The organism is Aquamicrobium sp. NLF2-7 (assembly GCF_022359935.1).
Lineage (GTDB): Bacteria > Pseudomonadota > Alphaproteobacteria > Rhizobiales > Rhizobiaceae > Mesorhizobium > Mesorhizobium lusatiense.
Genome location: NZ_JAKSED010000001.1, coordinates 1,897,777 through 1,924,370 on the forward strand (window position 1 = coordinate 1,897,777; position 26,594 = coordinate 1,924,370).

The 26,594-nt window shown below is 63.7% G+C and carries 22 protein-coding genes; 15 read left to right on the forward strand and 7 right to left on the reverse strand.

Features of this window, described 5'->3' with window-relative positions; translation table 11 throughout:
• Positions 1 to 164: 164 nt before the first annotated feature.
• The 9 genes from MIC97_RS09435 to lpdA all read left to right on the forward strand — a co-directional run bounded on the left by MIC97_RS09435 (position 165) and on the right by lpdA (position 11,740).
• Positions 165 to 710: a protease inhibitor Inh/omp19 family protein gene (locus MIC97_RS09435; protein ID WP_239799811.1), complete on the forward strand. Its 546-nt coding sequence runs from the start codon at positions 165 to 167 to the stop codon at positions 708 to 710.
• Positions 711 to 732: 22 nt separating this feature from the next.
• Positions 733 to 1,947 (forward strand): cell division protein ZapE, encoded by a 1,215-nt coding sequence (gene zapE / locus MIC97_RS09440; protein WP_239799812.1) that lies wholly within the window; start codon positions 733 to 735, stop codon positions 1,945 to 1,947.
• A gap of 249 nt (positions 1,948 to 2,196) precedes the next feature.
• Positions 2,197 to 3,165: a malate dehydrogenase gene (gene mdh / locus MIC97_RS09445; RefSeq protein WP_183824903.1), complete on the forward strand. Its 969-nt coding sequence runs from the start codon at positions 2,197 to 2,199 to the stop codon at positions 3,163 to 3,165.
• Positions 3,166 to 3,183: 18 nt separating this feature from the next.
• The gene (sucC, locus tag MIC97_RS09450) at positions 3,184 to 4,380 is read left to right on the forward strand and encodes an ADP-forming succinate--CoA ligase subunit beta (protein ID WP_239799813.1); all 1,197 of its coding nucleotides are present in this window, start codon (positions 3,184 to 3,186) and stop codon (positions 4,378 to 4,380) included.
• Between the two features lie 6 nt (positions 4,381 to 4,386).
• Positions 4,387 to 5,289, forward strand: a complete 903-nt coding sequence (sucD, locus tag MIC97_RS09455; RefSeq protein ID WP_183824909.1) for a succinate--CoA ligase subunit alpha — start codon at positions 4,387 to 4,389, stop codon at positions 5,287 to 5,289.
• Positions 5,290 to 5,426: 137 nt separating this feature from the next.
• Positions 5,427 to 8,414 carry a 2-oxoglutarate dehydrogenase E1 component gene (locus MIC97_RS09460; protein WP_239799814.1) on the forward strand — a complete coding sequence of 996 codons (2,988 nt, stop codon included), beginning with the start codon at positions 5,427 to 5,429 and terminating at the stop codon, positions 8,412 to 8,414.
• Between the two features lie 30 nt (positions 8,415 to 8,444).
• Entirely contained in the window at positions 8,445 to 9,719 is a 1,275-nt protein-coding gene (gene odhB / locus MIC97_RS09465) for a 2-oxoglutarate dehydrogenase complex dihydrolipoyllysine-residue succinyltransferase (RefSeq protein WP_239799815.1), read from the forward strand.
• Between the two features lie 20 nt (positions 9,720 to 9,739).
• Positions 9,740 to 10,252 carry a hypothetical protein gene (locus MIC97_RS09470; protein WP_239799816.1) on the forward strand — a complete coding sequence of 171 codons (513 nt, stop codon included), beginning with the start codon at positions 9,740 to 9,742 and terminating at the stop codon, positions 10,250 to 10,252.
• Positions 10,253 to 10,333: 81 nt separating this feature from the next.
• A complete protein-coding gene (lpdA, locus tag MIC97_RS09475; protein WP_239799817.1) occupies positions 10,334 to 11,740 on the forward strand; it encodes a dihydrolipoyl dehydrogenase in 1,407 nt (468 codons plus the stop codon).
• A gap of 181 nt (positions 11,741 to 11,921) precedes the next feature.
• On the opposite strand, the gene MIC97_RS09480 is transcribed toward lpdA, so the two are convergent.
• The 3 genes from MIC97_RS09480 to MIC97_RS09490 form a co-directional block, all read right to left on the reverse strand.
• Complete coding sequence (locus MIC97_RS09480) at positions 11,922 to 12,347, reverse strand: hypothetical protein (protein ID WP_239799818.1); 426 nt, start codon at positions 12,345 to 12,347, stop codon at positions 11,922 to 11,924.
• Between the two features lie 90 nt (positions 12,348 to 12,437).
• Positions 12,438 to 13,505, reverse strand: coding sequence for a TraB/GumN family protein (locus tag MIC97_RS09485; protein ID WP_239799819.1), 1,068 nt, complete (start codon positions 13,503 to 13,505; stop codon positions 12,438 to 12,440).
• 50 nt (positions 13,506 to 13,555) lie between these two features.
• The gene (locus tag MIC97_RS09490; RefSeq protein WP_239799820.1) at positions 13,556 to 14,503 is read right to left on the reverse strand and encodes a tyrosine recombinase XerC; all 948 of its coding nucleotides are present in this window, start codon (positions 14,501 to 14,503) and stop codon (positions 13,556 to 13,558) included.
• A 101-nt stretch (positions 14,504 to 14,604) separates the two neighbouring features.
• On the opposite strand from MIC97_RS09490, the gene rimM reads away from it, so the two are divergent.
• Together rimM and trmD are read left to right on the forward strand one after the other, a co-directional pair.
• Positions 14,605 to 15,201, forward strand: a complete 597-nt coding sequence (rimM, locus tag MIC97_RS09495) for a ribosome maturation factor RimM (protein ID WP_239799821.1) — start codon at positions 14,605 to 14,607, stop codon at positions 15,199 to 15,201.
• Positions 15,198 to 15,884 carry a tRNA (guanosine(37)-N1)-methyltransferase TrmD gene (gene trmD, locus MIC97_RS09500; RefSeq protein WP_239799822.1) on the forward strand — a complete coding sequence of 229 codons (687 nt, stop codon included), beginning with the start codon at positions 15,198 to 15,200 and terminating at the stop codon, positions 15,882 to 15,884. Before rimM ends, trmD begins: the two co-directional genes overlap by 4 nt.
• Positions 15,885 to 15,936: 52 nt before the next feature.
• Here trmD and MIC97_RS09505 read toward each other — a convergent pair whose 3' ends face one another.
• The 3 genes from MIC97_RS09505 to MIC97_RS09515 all read right to left on the reverse strand — a co-directional run bounded on the left by MIC97_RS09505 (position 15,937) and on the right by MIC97_RS09515 (position 18,514).
• Positions 15,937 to 16,794: an RNA polymerase factor sigma-32 gene (locus tag MIC97_RS09505; protein WP_183824955.1), complete on the reverse strand. Its 858-nt coding sequence runs from the start codon at positions 16,792 to 16,794 to the stop codon at positions 15,937 to 15,939.
• 125 nt (positions 16,795 to 16,919) lie between these two features.
• A complete protein-coding gene (locus tag MIC97_RS09510) occupies positions 16,920 to 17,969 on the reverse strand; it encodes a dipeptidase (protein ID WP_345773544.1) in 1,050 nt (349 codons plus the stop codon).
• A 41-nt stretch (positions 17,970 to 18,010) separates the two neighbouring features.
• Positions 18,011 to 18,514 carry an Lrp/AsnC family transcriptional regulator gene (locus MIC97_RS09515; RefSeq protein WP_239799823.1) on the reverse strand — a complete coding sequence of 168 codons (504 nt, stop codon included), beginning with the start codon at positions 18,512 to 18,514 and terminating at the stop codon, positions 18,011 to 18,013.
• Positions 18,515 to 18,618: 104 nt separating this feature from the next.
• Here MIC97_RS09515 and MIC97_RS09520 point away from each other — a divergent pair, with 104 nt between their 5' ends.
• Positions 18,619 to 19,812: a diaminopropionate ammonia-lyase gene (locus tag MIC97_RS09520; RefSeq protein WP_239799824.1), complete on the forward strand. Its 1,194-nt coding sequence runs from the start codon at positions 18,619 to 18,621 to the stop codon at positions 19,810 to 19,812.
• Between the two features lie 37 nt (positions 19,813 to 19,849).
• Here MIC97_RS09520 and phaR read toward each other — a convergent pair whose 3' ends face one another.
• On the reverse strand, positions 19,850 to 20,452 hold the full coding sequence (phaR, locus tag MIC97_RS09525) for a polyhydroxyalkanoate synthesis repressor PhaR (protein WP_239799825.1): 603 nt from the start codon (positions 20,450 to 20,452) through the stop codon (positions 19,850 to 19,852).
• A 283-nt stretch (positions 20,453 to 20,735) separates the two neighbouring features.
• On the opposite strand from phaR, the gene MIC97_RS09530 reads away from it, so the two are divergent.
• The 3 genes from MIC97_RS09530 (at position 20,736) to MIC97_RS09540 (ending at position 26,581) form a co-directional block, all read left to right on the forward strand.
• On the forward strand, positions 20,736 to 21,923 hold the full coding sequence (locus MIC97_RS09530) for an acetyl-CoA C-acetyltransferase (protein ID WP_183824970.1): 1,188 nt from the start codon (positions 20,736 to 20,738) through the stop codon (positions 21,921 to 21,923).
• 115 nt (positions 21,924 to 22,038) lie between these two features.
• Positions 22,039 to 22,761, forward strand: a complete 723-nt coding sequence (locus tag MIC97_RS09535; RefSeq protein WP_239799826.1) for a beta-ketoacyl-ACP reductase — start codon at positions 22,039 to 22,041, stop codon at positions 22,759 to 22,761.
• A gap of 634 nt (positions 22,762 to 23,395) precedes the next feature.
• On the forward strand, positions 23,396 to 26,581 hold the full coding sequence (locus MIC97_RS09540) for a helicase-related protein (protein ID WP_239799827.1): 3,186 nt from the start codon (positions 23,396 to 23,398) through the stop codon (positions 26,579 to 26,581).
• The last annotated feature ends 13 nt before the right edge of the window (positions 26,582 to 26,594 follow it).

Below are 26,594 nucleotides of genomic sequence, written 5' to 3' on the forward strand. Positions count from 1 at the left end.
CCGCCACGACGAGGCGGCTGCGCCTTCATTATGCGTTGCAAAAACATCACACAAGCCAACGCAAACCTTATTTTAACCATATCAAGTTGAAATTCTGCCACCTTCACCGAATTGGTAGGGGGCGAATAGTGAGACGGCGCCGGTCAGGCCCCGCGGAGGTTGCGATGACATTTCTGAGAACGGGCGCGATCGTGGCAATTGGCGCCGCCCTGTTGGCAAGCGGCTGTTCCAGCACGCGGTTTTCCTCCATGGACAACACACGCCCCGAGCCGCTGCAGCCCGCGCCGTCGGGTACGATCTCCTCCAACCAGCTCCCCCCGCCCACCGGACCCGGCGTTCCGGGCGATCCGTCGCAGTTCCCGGCAGCGCCCCAGCAAAACACGCAGGTCGCTTCCCTGCCGCCGGATGGCAGCGCGCCTGCAACGGCCGCCGACCTGACGCCCGCCAGCGTCGCCGGTGTGTGGACTGTCAATGTCAGCGGCCAGAGCTGCAAGGTCGCCACGCCGCAAACCAAGTTCGGGCAGGGTTACCGCGCCGGCCCGCTCCGCTGCCCGGCCCCGGTCGACGGCGTGAAGTCCTGGAATGTCGCCGGCAAGCAGCTTACGCTCTACGATCAGGACGGCGGCACGCTGGCCCGCCTCTACTCGTCGGGCGGCGGACGCTTCGATGGCCAGACGTCCAACGGCCAGCCCATCGCGCTGACCCGCTAGATATTCGCAGGACAACATCGACATGCATCTGCGTGACGGCCTCCAGACGCGCGCGACCGTCAGGCAGGACTATCTTCACCGCGTCGAAACCGGCGCAGTGCGCCGCGACGATGCACAGCTCATCATTGCCGACCAGCTCGACAGGCTGATCGGCGAGATCGCCGACAAGCGGCTTTCCAGAAAATCCAGCGCGCTTGGCTGGCTGTTCGGCCGCAAGCGCGAAAAACATGCCGACGTGCGCGGCCTCTACATCTATGGCGGTGTCGGGCGCGGCAAGACCATGCTGATGGACATGTTCTTCGAGCATGTCCCGGCCCGCGCCAAGCGCCGCGCCCATTTCAACGACTTCATGGCCGACGTGCACGACCGCATCCAGAAGCAGCGGCAGGCACGCAAGGACGGCAAGACGAAGGAAGACGATCCCATCCCGCCGGTGGCGCGCGCGCTGGCGGAGGAGGCGTGGGTGCTGTGCTTCGACGAATTCGCCGTCACCGACATCGCCGACGCCATGATCCTGTCACGGCTGTTCTCGGTTCTGTTCGATCACGGCGTCGTGCTGGTGGCGACCTCAAATGTCGCCCCCCGCGACCTCTATCACAACGGCCTCAACCGCCAGCTTTTCATGCCCTTCATCACCATTCTCGAACGTCATGCCGCAGTGCTCAACCTCGACATCGACACCGACTACCGGCTGGAAAAGCTGAACAGCCTGCCGGTCTACATCACGCCCGCCGATGCGGCAGCCGATGAAGCGCTGGACGAAGCATGGCAGGCAATGACCGAAGGCCACGAAACGCTGCCGGCAAGCATTTCGGTGAAGGGCCGCACCATTCCAGTGCCGCGCGCCGCCGGCGACGCCGCCCGCTTCAGCTTTGCCGATCTGTGCGAGAAGCCGCTCGGCGCCCGCGACTATCTCGCCATCGCCGCCCGCTACTCCACCCTGTTCATCGATCATGTTCCCGTGCTCGATGAAAGCCGCCGAAACGAAGCCAAGCGCTTCATCCTGCTGGTCGATGTCATCTACGATCAGCAGCTTCGCCTGCTCATCAGCGCCGATGCACCGCCTACCGGGCTCTATGTCGGGCGCACCGGCACCGAAGCCTTCGAATTCGACCGGACCGCCTCGCGCCTCATCGAGATGCAGAGCCGCGACTGGCGCGACACCTGGAACGCCCGCAACCGCGAGGGCAGGCAGAACCCCGCACAGGAAAATGCCGCAGCTCCGCAAGAGAGCTGAGTTCGTCACTTTTTGGAGACAATCTTCTGCTTAGAATTCACGCGCGGTGGAAAAGCGACATTAATTTTGACGCTTACGTAAATTAAACAAGTTCTAAACGATTGAAATTTCAGGGCTTGAAATAATCGATTGAGTTTTTTGGATACCGGGGCTATGGGGTGCGGCGAAAATTCGCGGGCTCTCCATGGCCTGCCTGCCTCACCTCGACGCCATCGCGGCGCCGTCATAGCAAAGGGAAACCATCCTGACATGGCACGCAAGAAGATAGCACTGATTGGCTCCGGCATGATTGGTGGCACGCTCGCTCACCTCATCGGCCTCAAGGAACTGGGCGACGTCGTCCTGTTCGACATCGCCGAAGGCATTCCGCAGGGCAAAGGCCTCGACATCGCTGAATCCTCGCCGGTCGACGGCTTCGATGCGCGCTATGTCGGCGTCAACGACTATGCCGGCATCGAGGGTGCGGACGTGTGCATCGTCACCGCCGGCGTGCCGCGCAAGCCGGGCATGAGCCGCGACGACCTTCTGGGCATCAACCTCAAGGTGATGGAACAGGTTGGCGCCGGCATCGCCAAATACGCGCCGAACGCCTTCGTCATCTGCATCACCAACCCGCTCGACGCCATGGTCTGGGCGCTGCAGAAGTTCTCCGGCCTGCCGAAGAGCCATGTCGTCGGCATGGCTGGCGTGCTGGATTCCGCCCGTTTCCGCTACTTCCTCGCCGAGGAGTTCAAGGTGTCCGTCGAGGACGTGTCGGCCATGACGCTCGGCGGCCACGGCGACGACATGGTGCCGATGGTGCGCTACTCCACCGTTGCCGGCATCCCGCTGCCCGATCTGGTCAAGATGGGCTGGACCTCGAAGGAGAAGCTGGACGCCATCGTCGAGCGCACCCGCAAGGGCGGCGGCGAGATCGTCGGCCTGCTCAAGACCGGCTCCGCCTACTATGCGCCGGCTTCCTCGGCTGTCGCCATGGCCGAGAGCTACCTGAAGGACAAGAAGCGCGTGCTGCCCTGCGCCACGCATCTCAACGGCCAGTATGGCGTCAAGGACACCTATGTCGGCGTGCCGGTGGTGATCGGTGCCGGCGGCGTCGAGCGCATCATCGAGATCGAGTTCAACAAGGAAGAGCAGGCGATGTTCGACAAGTCGCTTGCCGCCGTCCAGAGCCTGACCGAGGCCTGCACGGGCATCGCGCCGCAGCTTGCCCAGAAGTAATCAAGGAAAGGCGTTCACATGAACATCCATGAATATCAGGGCAAGCAGCTCCTGAAAGCCTACGGCGCGCCCGTCGCGGACGGCGTGGCGATCCTGTCGGCCAACGAGGCGGAAGCTGCGGCAAAGACGCTGCCCGGCCCGCTTTATGTAGTGAAGAGCCAGATCCATGCCGGCGGCCGCGGCAAGGGCAAGTTCAAGGAACTGCCCGCCGATGCCAAGGGCGGCGTGCGCCTCGCCAAGTCGATCGAGGAAGTGGTTGCCAACGTCAACGAGATGCTGGGCAACACGCTGGTGACCAAGCAGACCGGCCCTGCCGGCAAGCAGGTCAACCGCCTCTACATCGAGGACGGCGCCGACATCGACCGTGAGCTTTACCTGTCGCTGCTGGTCGACCGCACCGTCGGCCGCGTCGCTTTCGTGGTTTCCACCGAGGGCGGCATGGACATCGAGGCCGTCGCCGAGGCGACGCCGGAGAAGATCATCACCGTCGCCATCGACCCCGAAACCGGCGTCACCGACGCCGATGTCGCGAAGATCAACGACGCGCTGAAGCTCACCGGCGAAGCCGCCGAGGACGGCAAGAAGCTGTTCCCGCTGCTTTACACGGCCTTCTCCGAGAAGGACATGAGCCTGCTTGAGATCAATCCGCTGATCGTCATGACCAATGGCCGCCTGCGCGTTCTCGACGCCAAGGTCTCGTTCGACGGCAACGCGCTGTTCCGCCACGAGGACGTGAAGGAACTGCGCGACATCACCGAGGAAGATTCCAAGGAAATCGAGGCCTCGAAGTGGGACCTCGCCTATGTCGCGCTCGACGGCAACATCGGCTGCATGGTCAACGGCGCGGGCCTTGCCATGGCGACGATGGACATCATCAAGCTCTACGGCGCCGAGCCTGCCAACTTCTGCGACGTCGGCGGCGGCGCCGGCAAGGAGAAGGTCGCTGCGGCATTCAAGATCATCACCGCCGACCCGCGCGTCGAGGGCATCCTCGTCAACATCTTCGGCGGCATCATGAAGTGCGACGTGATCGCCGAGGGCGTTGTCGCAGCCGTCAAGGAAGTGGGTCTCAAGGTGCCGCTGGTGGTGCGCCTCGAAGGCACCAATGTGGAACTGGGCAAGAAGATCATCAACGAGAGCGGCCTCAACGTCATCTCGGCCGATGATCTCGACGACGCCGCCCAGAAGATCGTCAAGGCCGTGAAAGGGAACTGACCTCAGATGTCCATTCTCATCAACAAAGACACCAAGGTCCTCGTTCAGGGTCTGACCGGCAAGACCGGCACGTTCCACACCGAGCAGGCGCTGGCCTATCACGGCACGAAGATGGTCGGCGGTATCCACCCGAAGAAGGGCGGCGAGAACTGGACCGGCTCGAAGGGCGAGACCCTGCCGATCTTCGCATCCGTCGCTGAAGGCAGGGACAAGACCGGCGCCACCGCCTCGGTCGTCTACGTTCCGCCGGCGGGCGCCGCGGCCGCCATCATCGAGGCCATCGAGGCCGAGATGGAGTTGATCGTGTGCATCACCGAGGGCATCCCGGTCATGGACATGGTCAAGGTCAAGGCAAAGCTCGACAAGTCGAAGTCGCGCCTGATCGGCCCGAACTGCCCCGGCATCGTCACCCCCGACGAGTGCAAGATCGGCATCATGCCCGGCAACATCTTCCGCAAGGGCTCGGTCGGCGTTGTTTCGCGCTCGGGAACGCTTACCTATGAGGCAGTGTTCCAGACCACCAATGAAGGCCTCGGCCAGACCACCGCTGTCGGCATCGGCGGCGATCCGGTCAAGGGCACGGAGTTCATCGACGTGCTTGAGATGTTCCTTGCCGACGACGAGACCCAGTCGATCATCATGATCGGCGAGATCGGCGGTTCCGCCGAGGAAGACGCCGCGCAGTTCCTGCGTGACGAGGCCAAGCGTGGGCGCTCCAAGCCCATGGCCGGTTTCATCGCAGGCCGCACGGCCCCTCCCGGCCGCACTATGGGCCACGCCGGCGCCGTGATTTCGGGCGGCAAGGGTGGAGCCGAAGACAAGATCGCCGCCATGGAAGCGGCAGGCATCCGGGTGTCTCCATCCCCGGCGCGACTGGGCAAGACCCTGGTCGAAGCCATCAAGGGCTGATCTGACACGCCGGGCAGTTCCTCTGCCCGGCGTACTCGGTCAGGAGGGGACACTTTCAACGGATGGCCGCATGGCCATCCCCATCGGCAGAACCGCCGCTAACCGTCAGGAGTTGAAGCAGAAGCTTCAAAAGCGACATGTCGAGACAAGACCAGAAGAACGACCAATTCTCACTCTCCTCCTTCCTCTACGGCGGTAACGCCGATTATATCGAGGCACTCCACGCCGCATGGCAGGACGACCCCTCGGCGGTCGACACCGAGTGGCAGGAATTCTTCGCCGCGCTGCAGGACGACGCCGCCACGGTGAAGAAGAACGCCGAAGGCGCATCGTGGAAAAAGCCCAACTGGCCGCTGCAGGCCAATGGCGAGCTGATCTCCGCGCTCGACGGCAACTGGGGCCTGATCGAGAAGGTTGTCGGCAAGAAGGTGCAGGAAAAGGCCGCCACGGCCGGAACCCCGCTTTCCAATGCCGATGTGCATCAGGCGACGCGCGATTCCATTCATGCCATCATGATGATCCGCGCCTTCCGCATGCGCGGCCATCTGCATGCCAATCTCGATCCGCTCGGCATCGCCAAGCCGCTTGAGGATTATAACGAGCTTTCGCCGCAGAATTACGGCTTCACGGAAGCCGACTACGACCGCCCGATCTTCCTCGACAATGTCCTGGGCCTGGAATTCGGCACCATCCGGCAGATGCTCGACATTCTCACCCGCACCTATTGCTCGACGCTGGGTGTGGAGTTCATGCACATTTCCGATCCCGAGGAAAAGGCATGGATTCAGGAGCGCATCGAAGGCGCCGACAAGGAAATTTCCTTCACCGCTGAAGGCAAGAAGGCCATCCTGTCGAAGCTGATCGAGGCGGAAGGCTTCGAGCAGTTCATCGACGTCAAGTACAAGGGCACCAAGCGCTTCGGCCTCGACGGCGGCGAATCGCTGATCCCGGCCCTTGAGCAGATCATCAAGCGCGGCGGCGCGCTCGGCATGAAGGAAATCGTGCTCGGCATGGCCCACCGCGGCCGCCTCAACGTTCTTTCGCAGGTGATGGCAAAGCCGCACCGCGCCATCTTCCACGAGTTCAAGGGCGGCTCCTACGCGCCTGACGATGTGGAAGGCTCGGGCGACGTGAAATATCACCTCGGCGCCTCGTCCGACCGCGAATTCGACAACAACAAGGTTCACCTGTCGCTGACGGCAAACCCTTCGCATCTGGAGATCGTCAATCCGGTGGTGATGGGCAAGGCCCGCGCCAAGCAGGACCAGCTCTACGGCCGCAGCCGCGAGGAGATCGTGCCGCTGGAAGAGCGCGCCAAGGTTCTTCCGCTGCTGATCCACGGCGATGCCGCCTTCGCCGGTCAGGGTGTTATTTCGGAAATCCTCGGGCTTTCCGGCCTGCGCGGCCACCGCGTCGCCGGCACGCTGCACGTGATCATCAACAACCAGATCGGCTTCACCACCAATCCGCGCTTCTCGCGTTCGTCGCCCTATCCGTCCGACGTCGCCAAGATGATCGAGGCGCCGATCTTCCACGTCAACGGCGACGATCCGGAAGCCGTTGTCTACGCCGCCAAGGTCGCGACCGAATTCCGCATGAAGTTCCACAAGCCGGTGGTCGTGGACATGTTCTGCTACCGCCGCTTCGGTCACAATGAGGGCGATGAGCCGGCATTCACCCAGCCGCTGATGTACCGCGCCATCCGCGCCCACAAGACCGTCGTTCAGCTCTATGGCGACCGCCTGATCGCGGAAGGCCTGATCACCCAGGACGAACTCGACCGCATGCGCGCCGAATGGCGCGCCCGTCTGGAAGAGGAGTTCGAGGCCGGCCAGACCTACAAGCCCAACAAGGCCGACTGGCTGGACGGTGTATGGTCGGGCCTGCGCGCCGCTGACCATCAGGACGAGCTGCGCCGTGGCAAGACCGCCGTTCCGGTCAAGACGCTGAAGGAAATCGGCAAGAAGCTGACCGAGGTTCCCGCTGAATTCGAGGCGCACCGCACCATCCAGCGCTTCCTCGACAATCGCCGTCAGGCGATCGAGAGCGGTACCGGCATCGACTGGGCGACGGCCGAGGCTCTGGCCTTCGGCTCGATCCTGCTCGACGGCAATCCGATCCGCCTTTCGGGCCAGGATTCGGAGCGCGGCACCTTCTCGCAGCGCCATTCAGTGCTCTACGACCAGCGCGACGAGAACCGCTACATTCCGCTGAACAACCTGTCGGCGGCACAGGCCGGCTATGAGGTCATCAACTCGATGCTCTCCGAAGAGGCCGTGCTCGGCTTCGAATATGGCTACTCGCTGTCGGCGCCCAAGGCGCTGACCATGTGGGAAGCCCAGTTCGGCGACTTCGCCAACGGCGCGCAGGTGGTGTTCGACCAGTTCATCTCGTCGGGCGAGCGCAAGTGGCTGCGCATGTCGGGTCTCGTGTGCCTGCTGCCGCATGGCTATGAAGGACAGGGGCCGGAACACTCCTCCGCCCGTCTGGAGCGCTTCCTCCAGCTCTGCGCCGAGGACAACATGCAGGTCGCCTACTGCACGACGCCGGCCAACTACTTCCACATCCTGCGCCGGCAGCTGAAGCGCGACTTCCGCAAGCCGCTGATCCTGATGACGCCGAAGTCGCTGCTGCGCCACAAGCGCGCTGTGTCGACGATCGCCGAACTGTCGGGTGAAAGCTCCTTCCACCGCCTGCTGTGGGACGATGCGCAGTATCTGGGCGACCAGCCGATCAAGCTGGTCAAGGACTCGAAGATCCGCCGCGTCGTGCTGTGCACGGGCAAGGTCTATTACGACCTTTACGAGGAGCGCGAGAAGCGCGGCATCAACGACATCTACCTGCTACGTGTCGAACAGCTCTACCCGTTCCCGGCAAAGGCCCTGATCACCGAACTGTCGCGTTTCCGCAATGCGGAGATGGTGTGGTGTCAGGAGGAGCCCAAGAACATGGGCGCCTGGTCGTTCATCGACCCCTATCTGGAATGGGTCCTGGCCCATATCGACGCCAAGCACCAGCGCGTTCGCTACACAGGCCGCCCGGCCGCCGCCTCCCCGGCGACGGGCCTCATGTCGAAGCATCTGGCGCAGCTTGCCGCCTTCCTCGAAGACGCGCTCGGCGAATAACAATTCAAGAAGAAAGAACGGACAGGCATCATGGCTACCGAAATCCGCGTTCCCACTCTGGGTGAATCCGTCAGTGAAGCCACCATCGGCAAGTGGTTCAAGAAGGTTGGCGACGCCATCGCTGTCGACGAGCCGCTGGTCGAACTCGAAACCGACAAGGTTACGGTGGAAGTGCCGGCGCCCTCCGCCGGAACGCTGGTCGAGATCACCGCCAAGGAAGGCGAGACTGTCGGCATCGACGCGCTGCTGGGCACCATCGGCGAAAGCCAAGGTGGCGAAGGAAAGGGCGCAGCACCCTCGCCGAAGCAGGACGTTGCCGTGGCACAGGCTTCCGCCCCGACCGCCGCCTCCACCACAAAGGAAGCCGCGGCCCAGCAGGCCAAGATCGCCGGCGAAAGCCCGATCGAGCCCCGCACCATGCCGCCGGCCCCTTCCGCCGCAAAGCTGCTGGCCGAGAAGAACCTGTCGGCAGATCAGGTTTCAGGCTCGGGCAAGCGCGGTCAGGTGCTGAAGGGCGATGTGCTCGACGCCATCGCCAGGGGCGCGCCTTCGCAGCCGGCCGAGGCTCCGGCCGTGGCCCGCGCACCTTCCGCCGCTGAGGACGAAGTGCGTGAAGAACGCGTGCGCATGACGCGCCTGCGCCAGACCATCGCACGCCGCCTCAAGGACGCCCAGTCCACCGCCGCCATGCTCACCACCTTCAACGAGGTGGACATGAAGCCGGTGATGGACCTGCGCGCCAAGTACAAGGACCTGTTCGAGAAGAAGCATGGCGTAAAGCTCGGCTTCATGGGCTTCTTCACCAAGGCCGTGACCCACGCGCTGAAGGAAATCCCGGCCGTCAACGCCGAGATCGACGGCACCGACATCATCTACAAGAACTACGCCCATATCGGCGTGGCGGTCGGTACCGACAAGGGCCTCGTGGTTCCGGTGGTGCGCGACGCCGACTCCATGTCGATCTCCGAGATCGAGAAGGAAATCGGACGCCTCGGCATTGCCGCGCGCGATGGCAAGCTGTCGGTTGCTGACATGCAGGGCGGCACCTTCACCATCTCCAACGGTGGTGTTTATGGCTCGCTGATGTCGACGCCGATCCTCAATGCGCCGCAGTCCGGCATCCTCGGCATGCACAAGATCCAGGAGCGCCCGGTCGTGGTCGGCGGGCAGATCGTCGTGCGTCCGATGATGTATCTGGCGCTGTCCTACGATCACCGCATCGTCGACGGCAAGGAAGCGGTGACCTTCCTCGTCCGCGTTAAGGAAACGCTGGAGGACCCGGAGCGTCTGGTTCTGGATCTCTGAGCAGGGAGCGGTCGTCCGTGGTGACGAACCATCTTATCCGGCGGGGTGGCGGGGCGGTTTGCCTTGCCGCCCTGCTCATCGCGCAGACGGCGGGTGCGCGTGCCGCCTGCCCGATGCCTCTGGCCGTCTATGAAGACGCGGCCAAAGGCACCGGCATCGACTTCCGCCCGACGGGAGACTCGATGGTGGTCACCAACAGCTTCAGGATGAACCTCGCCACCGGCATCCAGCTCGAAGGCATCGTCATGTGGAGCGAGGAAACCCCGCGCCCCTATGCATCCCTGTTGCACGAGTGCCTCGAAGGGGACGTGACCGGGGATGAGATCGCCGAATGCACCCTGTGGGAAGGGCCGCTCTACGCCGTGGATGACAAGGGCACCGTCGGTCTTCTCCCCAAAGAAGACGCCTCCGCCCCGCAGGCGTTGATATTCCCCGACCTCGGTCCGACATTGCGGCAGGCGGCCGTTTTCGAATCCGCTGCCGAAGACAAGCTTCCCGGCGACATATTCGCGCTGAGTGGCTGTCAGGAATAGATTTCTCACCCGCGCGCCGCTGGACGGCCGACGCGACCCGATTGAAATGGCCGGATCGGCCAGCAGGAAAGGAATGGACAAATGGCATATGATGTCGTCGTCATCGGCTCTGGTCCGGGCGGCTATGTGTGCGCCATCAAGGCAGCCCAGCTCGGCCTCAAGGTCGCGGTCGTTGAAAAGCGCGAGACCTTCGGCGGCACCTGCCTGAACATCGGCTGCATCCCCTCCAAGGCGCTGCTGCATGCCTCGGAAATGTTTGCCGAAGCAAGCCACTCCTTCGATGCGCTCGGCGTGGAAATTTCCGCTCCGAAGCTGAACCTCGAAAAGATGATGGCCCACAAGGACACGACCGTGTCCGCCAACGTGGCCGGCGTCGCCTTCCTGTTCAAGAAGAACAAGATCGACTCCTTCCGTGGCACCGGCAAGGTCGTCGCTGCAGGAAAGGTGGCCGTCGCTGCCGATGACGGCAGCACGCAGGAAATCGAGACGAAGAACATCGTCATCGCCACCGGTTCCGACGTAGCCGGCATCCCGGGCGTCGAGGTCGACATCGACGAGAAGGTCATCGTGTCCTCCACCGGCGCGCTGTCGCTGGCAAAGGTGCCTGAGCATCTGGTCGTCGTTGGCGGCGGTGTCATCGGCCTGGAGCTCGGCTCGGTCTGGGCTCGTCTTGGCGCGAAGGTCACGGTGGTCGAATTCCTCGACACCATTCTCGGCGGCATGGACGGCGAAGTCGCAAAGCAGTTCCAGCGCCTGCTGGGCAAGCAGGGCTTCACCTTCAGGCTGGGCTCGAAGGTTACCGGCGTGGCGAAGTCCGGCAAGGGCGCTTCCGTCACCTTCGAGCCGGTGAAGGGCGGCGACGCGGAAACCGTCGAGGCCGATGCCGTGCTGATCGCAACCGGCCGCAAGCCTTACACGGAAGGTCTCGGCCTCCGCGAAGCCGGCGTCGAGCTGGACGAACGCGGCCGCGTCAAGACCGACGGCCATCTGCGCACCAATGTGCCGGGCATCTATGCCATCGGCGACGTGGTCGCCGGCCCGATGCTCGCCCACAAGGCCGAGGACGAGGGCGTGGCCGTTGCCGAGATCATCGCCGGTCAGGCCGGTCATGTGAACTACGACGTCATTCCGGGCGTCGTCTACACCAGCCCTGAGGTCGCTTCGGTCGGCAAGACCGAGGAAGAGCTGAAGAAGGCCGGCGTCGCCTACAAGTCCGGAAAGTTCCCCTTCACCGCCAATGGCCGTGCGCGCGCCATGCAGCACACCGACGGCTTCGTGAAGGTGCTGGCCGACAAGGAGACCGACCGCGTGCTCGGCGTCCACATCGTCGGCTTCGGTGCCGGCGAGATGATCCACGAAGCTGCCGTCCTGATGGAATTCGGCGGTTCCTCGGAAGACCTCGCGCGCACCTGCCACGCCCACCCGACCATGTCGGAGGCGGTCAAGGAAGCCGCGCTCGCCACATTCTTCAAGCCGATCCACATCTGATCGGCCCCATATCTGACGGCCCCGCTATCCGATCGGCCCCCTATCCGATCGGCCAGAGCATCGGACCGAAAAGCGGACGGCGGTTTTCGGGTGCCCCGCTGCTCTCCCGATAATCCAGATCCCGGAACCAAAAAAACGGCCCGCCAACCGGCGGGCCATTTCTTGTTCGGGTCTTGTCCGGTCAGTTCGCCGGCTGCTGTGGCGCAGGCTCGGCCGGAGCCGGCGTGCTGTCGGTGGGAGCCGGTGCAGGCTCGGCTGGAGCAGGAGCCGGTTCGGCCGGCGGCGCAAGTTCTGCCGGAGCAGGTGCAGGTTCCGCAGGTGCGGGTGCCGGAGCAGGTTCGACAGGGGCAGGCGCAGGCGCCGGCTCGGTGGCAGCAGGCGGCGGTGCCGCTTCAGGCTCGGTCGCCGGTCGGTTGCCGCCAGCAAAAAGGTAATAGGCGCCGAGCGCCAGCACCAGCACGATCAGCGCGATCAGCCAGGTGGTGCCACCACCGCGCGGCGGGGGCGTTGGATCGAGATGCGGATCGGGGTCCGCATGTGGTGGAATGGGATTGAGGGGATCCAGCGGACGGGGATCGTCTGGACCCGGCTTGTGCGGATTGGCCATTCTGTCCTCCAGGAAACGGATCAGGCAACAAGAGGTCAACGCATAAAACGCTGACAGGTTGCATCCGCCCCTGCAGAGCAGCCGGCAGTGCTATTGCACGGCACTCACAGTATAGCCCGCCTTGCGGAACCCCTCCACGAGCCCTTCCGGCCCCGGCAGGTGCAGCGCACCCACCGCGATGAAGGCGTTACCCTGCGAAAGGAACGCGTCCGCACTGGCAATCATGCCCTTGTTGCGCTTGTTGATCAGCGCTTCCTCGAACGCCGCATAGCCGGCCATATCGCCGCCATGCTGCGGCATCACCGCGGTGAACATCGGCATGATCATGCCAACCTCGCCCTGCTGGTAGAGCCGGATCATGGTCTCGGTCAGATCGTTGATGCCATCGCCCAGTTGCAGCGTTTCCACCAGCCCCTGAATGTGGAACTCCATCGGCAGGGACGCCATGGCGCGAAGCTGGTCCGCCGCCGTTTCAAGACCGCCCAGCGCCTTGCCGGCGGCGTCGGCATCCTGCGCCAGCTTCACGTCGAGAATGGCTTCCCCGGCCGAGCGGCGGGCAAGCTCGCATTGCGGAACCGCCACGACACCGAGCAGCATCCACGGTTTCATTTTCGCCACGCTGGCCAGCGGGATTCCGCGCGCTTTGAGGCCTTTCTTCAAAGCCTCCGCATCCTCGGCAGAAAGCTGCGAGGTAAGCGTCTGCGATCCCGTGAACATCATCAGTTCAGGCTCTTCGGACATGGCCGCCATCATGCGGGACTGATCAAGCACATCCGTGGTTTCGATTACCACTGTCGCAGCCGCGTCATACGCAGTCTGCGCCGCTGGCGGCAGCGTGACTACGCGCGGGTCGCTCAGATGAAAGGTTCCGAACAGATAGGAGGGTGCTGTGCCCTGCTTCTCCAGCTTCCACAGAACGCCCTTGCCGTTGAGCACGGCATCGGCCTGTTTGCGCACGTCTGAGTAGGCGTCCGGATCGTCCTTGCGGAGCTTTTCTATGAGGTCGGCGCCCGAGCAGGCAGTTGCATCCGCATGCGCCCGGCCGGTCGCCATTGCCAGAACGATCAGGAAGGTTATGAAAAACAACAGGTTCAGCCCGGCAAGCAGCTTCATGCAGACCAGGGCGGCGCGTTCAGCGAGAGCGAATGTGCGTGTCATGGTTTTCCACTAGCCTTAAATCCCGGCCAAACCGTTAAGGCGGTGCCGTTTCATGCGCGCGGATGCGCCGAATCGTAAATTTCGAGCAGCCGCGCCGTATCGACGCCGGTATAGACCTGCGTGGTCGACAGGCTGGCATGGCCGAGCAGTTCCTGAATGGTGCGCAGGTCGCCGCCCCGTCCCAGCAGATGCGTGGCGAAGGAATGGCGCAGCGCATGCGGCGTCGCCGTTTCGGGCAGGTTGAGCGCCGAGCGCAGTTTCGCCATTTCGCGCTGGATGATCGCGGCATTGAGCGGCCCGCCCCGCGCGCCCCGAAACAGCGGTTCACCGGCATCGAGGTGATAGGGACACAGGCGGCGATACTCCATCACCGCCTTCACCGTGACCGGCAGCAGCGGCGCAAGCCGTGTCTTGCCGCCCTTGCCCGTTACCCGCAGCACGGTTTCGTCTCCGCTGGCCAGATTGCCGCCGGTCAGGCCAAGCGCTTCGGAAATGCGCAGGCCGCAGCCATAGAGCAGGGTCAGCACCGCCGCGTTGCGGGCCGCGATCCATGGCTCCTCGGCCAGTTGCTCATCCGTTGCCACCACGCGCTTTGCATCGGCTGCCGTCAGCGGCTTGGGCAGCGATTTCGGCTGGCGGGGTGCACGCATGGCCGCCGCGCCGGCCGCATTGACCATGCCCTGCCTTTCAAGATGGCGCAGCAGCGAGCGGATTCCGGCCAGTCCCCGTCCCAGCGTGCGGGCCCCTGCCCCGGCGCTACGCCGTGAAGCAAGATAGGCGCGCAGGTCAGCCGGCCTGAGTTCTTTTATGTCGGATATTCCGGGGGCGCCGCCGCAATGGCCTGTCAGGAATTGCAGAAACTGTCTCGTGTCGCGCTCATAGGCATCGACGGTCAGTTGAGACAAGCGGCGCTCGCCGCCGAGCGATTGCAGCCACGCCATGCGCGCGGCCTGCAGATCCGGCTTTGCCGAAATGAGAAATTGTTCCTGCGTCGTCATACCGGCATGATGCGCGCATACGGTTAGGAAGCGGTGAAGCTTGCTTGAAAAGCGGGCGTCCTGAAACTAGGACAAGCAATATCATTGCAAGGATCAGTTCCATGACCAGGCTCGAAAACCCCGTCCAGATGGCCGTGATCGGCGCCCCGCACGGCATCAAGGGGGAGCTGCGCGTCAAGACCTATACCGGCGATCCCGAGGCGCTGGGCGATTATGGCCCGCTTTACACACTGGATGGACGCAGCTTCGAGATCCTCAGCATCAGGCCGGCCGGCAACATGGCCGTGGTGCGCTTCGCCGAAGTGAAGGATCGCAACGCGGCCGAAGCGCTGACCGGCACCGAGCTGTTCATCGAACGTTCCATGCTGCCCGAGCCGGAGGAAGACGACGAGTTCTACCATGCCGACCTGATGGGGCTGGCCGTGCGCGATGAGACCGGCGCAACGCTGGGCAAGGTGCTGGCGGTGCAGAATTTCGGCGGCGGCGACATACTCGACCTGATGATCGGCGGCCGCAAGGGCGTGCTGATCCCGTTCACGCAGGCAGCCGTGCCGGAAGTGTCGGTCGCCGGCGGCTTCATCCGCATCGACCCGGTCGCGGCCGGACTGGCCGGCGACGATGATGAGGATGCGCCCGATGGTGAACCCTCCGGTACGGACCGGCCGCGCGGACCGAAAAGCGCCGGGGGCAACCGGTGAGCTTTTCGGCCTCCGTCCTCACACTTTATCCCGAGATGTTTCCGGGCGCGCTCGGTCTGTCGCTTGCCGGACGGGCGCTTGAAGCCGGCACATGGTCTCTGGAAGCGGTGCAGATCCGCGATTTCGCCACCGACCGCCACCGCACGGTGGACGACACACCGGCAGGCGGCGGCGCCGGCATGGTGATGCGCGCCGACGTTCTGGCCCGCGCCATCGACCACACTGCCCCACCGTCCGACCCGCGCCCGCGCCTGCTGATGAGCCCGCGCGGACGCCCGCTGACGCAGGCGCGCGTGCGCGAACTTTCCGCTGGCCCCGGCGCCGTCATCCTGTGCGGGCGGTTCGAAGGCGTAGACCAGCGGCTGATCGAGAGCCGGCAACTGGAGGAGGTCTCGATCGGCGACTACATCCTCTCAGGCGGCGAACCGGCGGCGCTGGTGCTGCTCGACGCCGTCGTGCGCCTGCTGCCGGGCGTCATGGGCAATGAGCTGTCCGGCGAAGAGGAAAGTTTTGAAGGCGGCCTGCTGGAGCATCCGCACTATACGCGCCCGCAGGAATTCGAGGGCCGCACGATCCCCGAGGTGCTGACCTCGGGCAATCACGCGAAAATCGCCGCATGGCGTCGTGCCGAAGCCGAAAAGCTGACGCGCGAAAGACGGCCTGACCTGCTTTCCGGCAACTGACTTCGCCGCCTGACGGACACTGCCTCTCAGGCGGCTCATCAACTGATCCCGGTCAGGCAGCCATGAACTCCGGATTGCGCGCCACCAGCGCCACTTTCAGCTTCTCCATGGCGCGGGCTTCGAGCTGGCGCACGCGCTCCTTGGAGATACCCAGCACATCGCCAAGTTCGGCAAGCGTTGCGCCATCATCCTTCAGCCGCCGCTCCTCGATGATTCGCAGCTCCCGCGGATTCAGTGCACCGAGCGCATCCTTGAGCCAGCCGTTGCGCCGCTCCACGTCGATAGCCTCGGACGCCACTTCATCCGGCAGCGGAGCGTCGCTGACCAGAAAGTCCATGCGCTCCATGGAATCCGACTCTCCCGAAAGCGGGGCGTTGAGCGAGCTGTCGGGTGCCGACAGGCGTGAATCCATGGTGGCGACGTCAGCGGTCTGCACGCCGAGGGCCGTGGCTATTTCCTCGTAGATCGAGGCGCTGGAAAGCGTGTCGGAGCCAGCCGCAAGCCGCGCACGCAGCCGCCGCAGGTTGAAGAACAAGGCCTTCTGCGCCGAGCTGGTGCCACCGCGCACGATCGACCAGTTGCGCAGGATATAATCCTGCATGGAAGCCCTGATCCACCATGTTGCATAGGTGGAAAATCGCACCTCGCGTTCCGGCTCGAACCTTGCCGCAGCTTCGAGCAGCCCTACATGGCCTTCCTGAATGAGGTCCCCGATGGGGAGGCCGTAATTGCGGAACTTGCCGGCCATGGAGATGACGAGACGCATATGCGCCATCGTCATGCGGTTCAGTGCTTCCTGATCTCCGTGGTCGCGCCAGTTCTGCGCCAGTTCCTGCTCTTCATCGCGCTCCAGATAGGGCGCGGTCATGGCCAGGCGAATGAATTTACGTTCAAGGCTGTTTTGAATCATCACGATATTCCGGCATTCGAACGACCTTTGCCGCATGCCGCATGAAGCTGCGGACATGTACGGAACCGCAGCCTTAACGTGATGTGGGCGGAATTTGTTCCAGCCCGAAGAGAGTCAGAAGCTGACTATCCTATGCTGCGCTCCAGGACAGCCACCCAGTTCTTCCAGGCGATCTTCTCGACCAGCTCGCGCCCATAGCCCTTTTCGAGCAATGCATCGATGAGATTCGGAAGGCCGGAAACGTCACCGATGGCAGCGGGGATCGTGGCCCCGTCGAAATCGGACCCAAAGCCGACCCGGTCCTCCCCCAGTGCCTCTATCAGGGCATCGATGTGGCGAACCATCACCTCCAGGCCGGTATTGGGATCCATGCGGCCATCTTCACGCAGGAAGCCGGTGGCGAAATTCAGCCCGACCATGCCGTTGCTGTCGCGAATGGCGCCAAGCTGCCATTCGGTCAGGTTGCGCGCGTGGGGGCAGAGCGCATGCACGTTGGAATGGGTGGCGACCAGCGGCGCGGTGCTCAGGGAAGCGACGTCGCGAAACCCTTTTTCGTTGAGATGCGACAGATCGATCATGATCCCAAGCTCGTTGCAGGCACGCACCAGCGCCTTGCCGGCATCGGTAAGACCGGGGCCGGTGTCCGGCGTCGAGTTCAGGCGGAACGGCACGCCATGGCCAAATGCGTTGGGCCGGCTCCAGACGATGCCGAGCGAGCGCAAGCCTGCCGCATGAAGCACGTCGAGTTCGGCCAGACCGGTATCGATCGCCTCCGCGCCTTCGATATGGAAGACGGTGGCCAGAGAGCCCTCAGCCATCGCGCGCCTGATGTCGGCGGCGCTGCGGCACACGCTCAGCGCACCTGACCGTTCGAGACGCAGCAAAATCGAGGCCATCCCCGTGGTCGACACAATCGCATCGGCGCGGCTCAGTTCGGGCGCCATCGGCTCGTTGGTTGCGGGTGCGGTGGTGCGCATCGGCGCGTCCTCCAGCGGCGGCGGAAAGATGGCGAACATGCCGCCTGCAAGCCCGCCCTTGCGGGCACGTGGCAGATCGATATGCCAGCTCGAGGGACTGCCTTTGACGAAAAGCTTCTCCTTGTCCGGCTCGGCGGACTGGTAGAGTTTCATCAGCGTATCATTGTGGCCATCGAAAACCGGGATAAGGTCTGTCACGTCTGTCGCATCCTTGGGAAGGTGATTGTCTGAGAAAAAGCCTATCTGATTCGCCTTGGTGGCCGCTCCGGCAACTGGACCGCCAGCCCCGCCTTGATCCTGTCCATGACCACGAGGGTACGGAAGCGCCTGACATTGTGGTTCTCGAAGAACAGCCGCCGCGTCAGCGCCTCATAGTCAGCCATGGAGGCGACTGTGACAATCAGCACGAAATCCGCTTCACCGGTCACATAGTAGCACTGTTGCACAGACCGATCGGCGGCGAAGCTGCGCCGGGCCGCATCAAGCAGATCGAGCCGCTCGCTTTCGATCTCGACCTCCACCACGATGGTGATCGGCTGGCCGACGCGTCCCGGATCGACGACGGCGAAGTTGCCGGTGATGACCCCGTTCTCATGCATGCGGCGCACCCTGCGATGCACGGCCGCCGCCGACAGGCCGATCCGTTCACCGATGATGCGGTGAGCGGTCGTGTTGTCCCGCTGCAGAATATCGAGGATCGCAAGATCGAAACCGTCGAGGCCATCCTGCTCGGATTCAGGCATCAAAACCACCAAAATCGAGAGTTTTTTGCATTCTGGTGGTCAAATCGAGGAAAATCCAGTCTTCATCCGCGATAAAATCTCATCACGCAAAGAGAGATGAGACCATGATCACCCTGAACACACTTCCCGGCTATAATACGGCGCTGGACCCTGCGGATTCCACCACTCTTGGAATGGAAGCCGCCCGGGAGGTGCAGCGCTTCCTGTCCTGTCGCCCCGACTACAGGCAAACGCCGCTGCACCGGCTCGACGGCCTTGCCGGAGAACTCGGGGTCGCAGCCATTTTCCTCAAGGATGAGGGCTTGCGGCTCGGCCTCGGCAGCTTCAAGGCACTTGGCGGCTCCTATGCCGTCATCCGGCTGGTGCTGGAGGAGGCGGGCCACAGGCTCGGCCATCCCCAAGACATCGCGGATCTCAATTCATCGCAGGTGCGCGAGATCGCGCGGCAGATGACCTTCGGTTGCGCGACCGACGGCAACCACGGCAAGTCCGTCGCCATGGGCGCGCGCATGGTGGGCGCCCGCGCCGCGATCTTCGTGCATGCCGGCGTCAGCGACGAGCGGGTGGCAGCAATCGCTGCCTGTGGCGCCGAGATAATCCGCGTTGAAGGCACCTATGACGATTCCGTTGCAGAGGCCGCCCGTGTCTGTGAGCAAAACGGCTGGAGCGTTGTCTCCGACACCTCATGGCCGGGCTATGAGCGCATCCCCTCGCTGGTCATGCAGGGTTATACCGCCATGCTCGGCGAAGTGCTGGAAGCATTGCCGCAAAGGCCGACGCATGTTTTCGTGCAGGCCGGCGTCGGCGGGCTGGCGGCAGCCCTCGCCGGACATCTCGCCATCGTGTTCGGAGCGAACCGTCCCAGACTCATCGTTGTCGAGCCAGCCCGCGCGGCCTGCATTCATGAAAGTGCGCGCACCGGGCGACTGGTCAAAACCCCGCATGGGGAGCCGACCATCATGGCGATGCTGGAATGCTACGAGCCGTCGCTGGTGGCGTGGCGGATACTGTCGCGCAAGGCCGACGCCTTCATGACCGTGGATGAGGACGACGCAGCAGCGACCATGCTCCGCCTTGCCCGGCCGCCAGCCCCGGATCCCGCCATCGTCGCCGGTGAAAGCGGCTGTGCCGGGCTCGCCGGGCTGATCCGCGCGGCGTCGGACCCTGAAGGGAGAAAAATGCTGGGTCTGGACGAGAACGCGCGCGTTCTGGCGATCAACACGGAAACCGCCACCGACAAGGGCCGTTACGAGGCCATTGTCGGCATGGCGCCGGAGGCTGTGGCCGAAATCGCCTGAAGATTTCGGGCCGGCATCCGGCAGCGCGGTCTGTCGCTCAGGACAGCGTGTCGAGCTTTCGCTGCATCGCGGCAATCTGCTCCTTCAGATCCTGAAGGTCGCCATCGCGCTCGCCCGTTTCCTTGTGCGGCTCGCCGTCGCCCTGCTTCGCCGCCGCGCCGGCGGGAAACGGCGTGAACATGCGCATCGCGTTCTGGAACATCTCCATGTTGCGTCGCGTCTGCTCTTCCAGCGCCTTCATCGGCAGTGGCATCTTCATCATGTCCATGGGCGATTTCGGCAGCGCATCCTTCATCTGCTCGCGAAACCGCTCCTGCTCCTTGGAAAAGGCCATCATCGACTGTTCGAGAAATGACGGCACGATCATCTGCATCTGATCGCCATAGAAGGCGATGAGCTGGCGCAGAAACGGGATCGGCAGCATGTTCTGCCCGTCCTTGTTTTCCAGCTCGAAGATGATCTGGGTGAGCACGGAATGGGTGATGTCGTCGCCGCTCTTGGCGTCCTGAACCGTAAAATCCTCGCCGCGCTTCACCATGGCGGCGAGGTCTTCCAGCGTCACATAGGTGCTGGTTCCCGTATTGTAGAGCCGACGGTTGGCGTATTTCTTGATGATCACACTATCGTCTTTCGCAGCCACCAGCGTCCTCCCCGAACAGCTTTGTCGAATTGGTAAGCATGAACTTACCATTTGCATTGCTTTGCAACAGGATAGGCCCAAAACGGCACCGACTCCAACAGATTTTGTGCAGTGCGGAACGGCAGGCATGTTCCTGTCACCTGCAAAATGCTGCGCAGCATTGCTGAGCCGACTTACCGCAGGTCACCTCGCCACGACTTTTTCGGATTTGACTCGCCTTTCGGAAAGGGCAACAAAAGTCATGACACCGCCGAGTGCAGTTCTGCAAAGTCCGGAGAAAACAATGTCGTCTTCCAATTCCATCGTCATCGTCAGTGCCGCCCGCACACCGGTCGGCTCCTTCAGCGGCTCCTTCGCAAACATGCCGGCGCATGAGCTTGGCGCCATCGTCATCAGGGAATTGCTGGCGCGTGCAGGCGTCGACGCGGCGGAAGTGGACGAGGTCATCCTCGGTCAGGTGCTCACCGCGGCGCAGGGCCAGAACCCCGCCCGTCAGGCATCCATGCTGGCCGGCATTCCCAAAGAAACCTCGGCCTGGGGCATGAACCAGGTTTGCGGCTCGGGCCTGCGCTCGGTTGCGCTCGGCATGCAGCAGATCGCCACCGGCGACGCTCGTGTCGTGATCGCAGGCGGACAGGAATCCATGTCGCTCTCGCCCCACGCCCAGCATCTGCGCAACGGCGTGAAGATGGGCGACTACAAGATGATCGACACCATGATCAAGGACGGCCTGTGGGATGCCTTCAACGGCTACCACATGGGCATCACGGCCGAGAATGTGGCGCGCGAGTTCCAGATTTCGCGTGACGAGCAGGACCAGTTCGCGCTCGCATCGCAGAACAAGGCCGAAGCGGCCCAGAAGGCCGGCAAGTTCAAGGACGAGATCGTTTCGGTAACGGTGAAGGGCCGCAAGGGCGACACCATCGTCGAAGATGACGAATATATCCGCCACGGCGCCACCATCGAGGCCATGCAGAAGCTGAAGCCCGCCTTCGACAAGGAAGGCACCGTGACCGCCGCCAACGCTTCGGGAATCAATGACGGCGCCGCCGGCGTGCTGCTGATGAGCGAAGAAGAGGCTCAGCGCCGGGGCCTCACCCCGATCGCCCGCATCGCTTCCTGGGCAACCGCCGGCGTCGACCCTGCCGTGATGGGCACCGGACCGATCCCGGCTTCCCGGAAAGCGCTGGAAAAGGCTGGCTGGTCCGTCGGCGATCTCGACCTCGTCGAAGCCAACGAAGCCTTCGCCGCGCAGGCCTGTGCCGTCAACAAGTCGCTTGGCTGGAATCCGGAAATCGTCAACGTCAATGGCGGCGCCATCGCCATCGGTCACCCGATCGGCGCTTCGGGTGCCCGCATCCTCAACACGCTTGTTTATGAGATGAAGCGCCGCAATGCGAAGAAGGGTCTGGCCACGCTGTGCATCGGCGGCGGCATGGGCGTTGCCATGTGTCTCGAGGGGCTGAACTAGGCAACAATGGGAGGACAGGGCAGAACGACCGCAAGGGCAAGCTGTTAAGGCACCATAACGCCTCAATCTCCTGCTCGGCTGCGGCGGACTGCACTGATAATGGAGAATCACCAGCATGAGCAGAACAGCTATCGTCACCGGTGGGACACGGGGCATCGGTGCCGCCATCGCCAGGGCGTTGAAGGATGCGGGCTACAAGGTTGCGGCCAACTATGCCGGCAATGATGACGCCGCCCGCATCTTCAAGGAGGAAACCGGCATCCCGGTCTACAAATGGTCCGTGGCCGATTACGATGCCTGCGCGCAGGGAATCGCTCAGGTTGAAGCGGATCTCGGCCCCGTCTCGGTTCTGGTCAACAATGCCGGCATCACCCGCGATGCCATGTTCCACAAGATGACGCGCGAGCAGTGGAACGAGGTGATCGGCACCAATCTCAGCGGCGTCTTCAACATGACGCATCCGCTGTGGACGGGAATGCGTGACCGCAAGTTCGGCCGCATCATCACCATCTCCTCGATCAACGGGCAGAAGGGCCAGATGGGGCAGGCCAACTATTCGGCGGCCAAGGCGGGCGATATCGGCTTCACCAAGGCACTTGCGCAGGAAGGCGCCCGCGCCGGCATCACGGTCAACGCCATCTGCCCCGGCTACATCGCCACCGACATGGTGATGGCCGTACCGGAGAAGGTGCGCGAGTCCATCATTGCCCAGATCCCGGTCGGACGGCTGGGCGAAGCCGAGGAGATCGCGCGCTGCGTGCTCTTCCTCGCTTCCGACGACGCCGGTTTCATCACCGGCTCGACGCTGACGGCCAATGGCGGGCAGTACCTCGCCTGAGATTGCCTGTCCCGATACGGCACGAAACAGTTAACGGCGCGGCCTTCATGGCCGCGCCGTTTCCGCATCCGGCTGCGACCCTGCTGTGGAAGGCCTGTGGATAAGCTGTGCGGGACACAACATGTAGCGGTGAACGAAACGGGAAAATTCACAGGTCGGCGATTCGTCGCCGTTTCGTTCCTCCTTTGATCGAATCGTTAAGAAAATGGCCATGTGAGCGGTTGGAATTTCTTAATGGAAGTTAATAATTTCCTTATTTTTCAATGAATTGCCTTCCCTCGCCCGTTACCGCGATGCAAGCGGCCGGCAAACCTTAACGACAGTAAAGAGCAGCCGCTGTCTTGTTCCGAAGGCGATTCAGCATATAGCTCCGGACCGCACCTCACGGCCTATATGTAGCCGTGAACGAACCATGAATCGGCAAGAGTCAGCGATTCGTCGCCGATTCGTTCCAGACTCGTTCCACCCGTTAACGCGGGCCGCCAGCCGCCTCTGATGCGACGACTGAGGGATGCGCTGAAACTTCCGCCTTTCACCCCCGTGCATAAATGCCTATGTGTCAGACGGGTCGGAGGCGATCCAGCGCTTTCGGGCGTCCCTTGCTGCACTGTGGCCGGAGAGACTTTCCCCGCCGATGAACATCCAACCCAAGCCCCAACAGCCGCTTATCCTGTCCGGCCGCGACGTGACCGCCGTGCTTGGTCCCACCAACACCGGCAAGACCCATCTGGCCATCGAGCGCATGGTGGCGCACGAAAGCGGCGTCATCGGCCTGCCGCTGCGCCTGCTCGCCCGCGAGGTCTATGCGCGGCTGTGCGAGAAGGTGGGAGCGGTGAAAGTGGCGCTGATCACCGGCGAGGAGAAGATCCAGCCCGCAGGCGCCCGCTACTCGGTCTGCACGGTGGAAGCCATGCCGCGCGAGACCGATGCGGCTTTCGTCGCCATCGATGAGGTCCAGCTTGCCGGCGATCTGGAGCGCGGCCACATCTTTACCGACCGCATTCTCAATCTGCGTGGACGGCAGGAAACGCTGCTTCTGGGTGCTGCCACCATGCAGGGCATTCTCCAGAAGCTGTTGCGGGGCATTTCGGTGGTGACGCGCCCGCGCCTGTCGCATCTGGCCTATGCCGGATCCAAAAAGCTCACCCGCCTGCCCCGGCGCACGGCGATCGTCGCCTTCTCGGCCGATGAGGTCTACGCCATCGCCGAGCTGATCCGCCGCCAGCAGGGCGGCGCGGCCGTGGTGCTAGGCGCTCTGTCCCCGCGCACCCGCAACGCGCAGGTGGCGCTCTACCAGAACGGCGATGTCGATTATCTGGTCGCCACCGACGCCATTGGCATGGGGCTCAACCTCGATGTCGACCATGTCGCCTTCGCCCAGAACCGCAAATTCGACGGCTACCAGTTCCGCCAGCTCACCGCCGCCGAGCTTGGCCAGATCGCCGGCCGCGCCGGCCGCCACATGCGCGACGGCACCTTCGGCGTCACCGGCCGCGTCGATCCTTTCGACGACGATCTGGTCAGAAAGATCGAGAGCCACGATTTCGAGCCGGTTAAGGTGCTGCAATGGCGCACCGCCGCCTTCGACTTCGCCAGCCTCGATGCGCTGCGCCGGTCGATCGAAACCAATGCGCCGGTCGAAGGACTGACGCGCGCGCTGCCGGCCGTCGATGCGCAGGCGCTGGAATATCTCGCGCGCGACGGCGACATCCGCGCCCTCGCCTCACGCCCGGAGCGGGTGGCGCAATTGTGGGACGCCTGCGCCCTGCCCGACTATCGCCGCATCTCGCCGGCCCAGCACGCCGACCTGATCGCGTCCATCTACATGGACATCGCCCGGCGTGGCCATGTCGATGAGAATTACATGGCCGAACAGGTGCGCCGCGCAGATACCACCGAGGGCGACATCGACACGCTGTCGGCCCGCATTGCCCAGATCCGCACCTGGACTTTCGTGTCGAACCGGCCCGGATGGCTTGCCGATCCGGCACATTGGCAGGAAAAGACGCGCGAAATCGAGGATAGATTGTCGGATGCGCTGCATGACAGGTTGACGAAACGCTTCGTAGACCGCAGGACTTCCGTGCTTATGCGCCGCCTCAGAGAAAATACCATGTCCGAAGCAGAAATCAGCCCTTCCGGAACAGTCCTCGTCGAAGGGCACCATGTCGGAGAATTGCAGGGGTTCCGCTTTACCGCGGACCAGAGCGCCGGCGGCGAAGCCGCCAAGGCGGTTCGCGCTGCCGCGCAAAAGGCGCTGGCCGCCGAGTTCGAAACCCGCGCAGAGCGGTTCGCCGCCTCCGGCAATAATGACATTGCGCTGGGCGATGACGGTGTGCTGCGCTGGATCGGCGCGCCCATTGCCACTCTCGTCGCCGGCGAGGACATTCTGCGCCCGCGTCTGGTGCTGCTGGCCGACGAACAGCTGACCGGCCCGGCACGCGACAAGGTCGTCAGCCGCGCCGAGCGCTTCGTCACCTTCCACATCGAAACCCTGCTGAAGCCGCTGGTCGACCTGAAGGCCAACGATCAGCTCACCGGCATCGCGCGCGGCATTGCTTTCCAGCTCGTGGAGAATCTTGGGCTTCTCAACCGCCGTGACATTGCCGAGGACATGCGCTCGCTGGAGCAGGATGGCCGCGCGGCCCTGCGTCGTCTCGGCGTGCGCTTCGGCGCATATCATGTCTTCGTCCCGGCCCTGCTGAAGCCGGCCCCTGCCAGACTGGTGACGCTGCTGTGGGCACTTCAGAACGACGGCAAGGACAAGCCGGGCTACGGCGATGTCGTCCTCGCATTGGCCACCGGCCGCACGTCGGTGGTGGTGGACCAGACTTTCGACCGTAATTTCTACCGCCTTGCCGGCTATCGCAGCCTTGGCCGCCGCGCCGTGCGCGTGGACATTCTGGAACGGCTGGCCGACCTGATCCGCCCCGCCATCAACTGGAAGCCAGGCCTCGGGCCCCGCCCCGATGGCGCTTTCGATGGCGGCACCTTCACGGTCACGCCGCCGATGATGTCGATCCTCGGCGCGACCGCCGAGGACATGGAGGAAATCCTCAAGGGACTCGGCTACCGTGCCGACCCGAAGCCGGCCGAAGAGGTGAAGGCGAAGGTCGAGGCCTTCGATACCGCCGCCCGCGAAGCCGTCGAAGCAAAGGCGGCAGCGGACGCAGCACAGGCAGAAGCCACTGCTGAGACGCACACCGCAGCTGCGGATACGGAAGCCGTCCCGCAGGACCAGATTGCGGCGACCGATGTGGATGCTTCGGCAGCCGATCAGCCGGCATCCGATGAACAAGCGCCCACCGAGGCCGGGCAGGACCAGCCGGCGCGGGCCGAAGCGCCCGATGCTTCCGCCGAGGCTTCGCAAGAAGCCACAGCCCCCGTTGCCGAAAAAACCGCTACGACGACGGAAGAAGCCGCTCCGGCACCATCCGAGCCTGCATCGCCAGCGGCTCCGGAGCCGGCCGAAGAGCCGAAGCCGGTGCTTATCTGGCGTCAGGGCCGCTTCGATCGCCAGAACCAGCGGCCGGGCGGCCGGCAGGGTCAGCACGGCCAGCAGGGGCGCGGCCAGCAGAGGAGTGGTGAGCGTCGCGAAGGCGGCGAAGGCAACAAAGACGACAACCGCCGCTTCGACCGCAACCGCAAGGGCGGCAAGCCGGGAGGGGATCGCCCCGAACGGCAAGGCGAGAGGCCGGACAGCAAATCCGGCGGTAAGCCGAAGTTCGAGCCGCGCAAGCGCGAGGAGCGCCCGGTGCGCATCGATCCGGATTCGCCCTTTGCCAAGCTCGCCGCCCTGCGCGAGCAGCTCAAGAAGTAGCGCGGGGCCCGGC

Coding starts and splice junctions, on each gene's coding strand:
- MIC97_RS09435 (WP_239799811.1), top strand. CDS start 165: ATGACATTTCTGAGAACGGGCGCGATCGTGGCAATTGGCGCCGCCCTG.
- zapE (WP_239799812.1), top strand. CDS start 733: ATGCATCTGCGTGACGGCCTCCAGACGCGCGCGACCGTCAGGCAGGAC.
- mdh (WP_183824903.1), top strand. CDS start 2,197: ATGGCACGCAAGAAGATAGCACTGATTGGCTCCGGCATGATTGGTGGC.
- sucC (WP_239799813.1), top strand. CDS start 3,184: ATGAACATCCATGAATATCAGGGCAAGCAGCTCCTGAAAGCCTACGGC.
- sucD (WP_183824909.1), top strand. CDS start 4,387: ATGTCCATTCTCATCAACAAAGACACCAAGGTCCTCGTTCAGGGTCTG.
- MIC97_RS09460 (WP_239799814.1), top strand. CDS start 5,427: ATGTCGAGACAAGACCAGAAGAACGACCAATTCTCACTCTCCTCCTTC.
- odhB (WP_239799815.1), top strand. CDS start 8,445: ATGGCTACCGAAATCCGCGTTCCCACTCTGGGTGAATCCGTCAGTGAA.
- lpdA (WP_239799817.1), top strand. CDS start 10,334: ATGGCATATGATGTCGTCGTCATCGGCTCTGGTCCGGGCGGCTATGTG.
- MIC97_RS09480 (WP_239799818.1), bottom strand. CDS start 12,347: ATGGCCAATCCGCACAAGCCGGGTCCAGACGATCCCCGTCCGCTGGAT.
- MIC97_RS09485 (WP_239799819.1), bottom strand. CDS start 13,505: ATGACACGCACATTCGCTCTCGCTGAACGCGCCGCCCTGGTCTGCATG.
- MIC97_RS09490 (WP_239799820.1), bottom strand. CDS start 14,503: ATGACGACGCAGGAACAATTTCTCATTTCGGCAAAGCCGGATCTGCAG.
- rimM (WP_239799821.1), top strand. CDS start 14,605: ATGACCAGGCTCGAAAACCCCGTCCAGATGGCCGTGATCGGCGCCCCG.
- MIC97_RS09505 (WP_183824955.1), bottom strand. CDS start 16,794: ATGATTCAAAACAGCCTTGAACGTAAATTCATTCGCCTGGCCATGACC.
- MIC97_RS09515 (WP_239799823.1), bottom strand. CDS start 18,514: ATGCCTGAATCCGAGCAGGATGGCCTCGACGGTTTCGATCTTGCGATC.
- MIC97_RS09520 (WP_239799824.1), top strand. CDS start 18,619: ATGATCACCCTGAACACACTTCCCGGCTATAATACGGCGCTGGACCCT.
- MIC97_RS09530 (WP_183824970.1), top strand. CDS start 20,736: ATGTCGTCTTCCAATTCCATCGTCATCGTCAGTGCCGCCCGCACACCG.
- MIC97_RS09535 (WP_239799826.1), top strand. CDS start 22,039: ATGAGCAGAACAGCTATCGTCACCGGTGGGACACGGGGCATCGGTGCC.
- MIC97_RS09540 (WP_239799827.1), top strand. CDS start 23,396: ATGAACATCCAACCCAAGCCCCAACAGCCGCTTATCCTGTCCGGCCGC.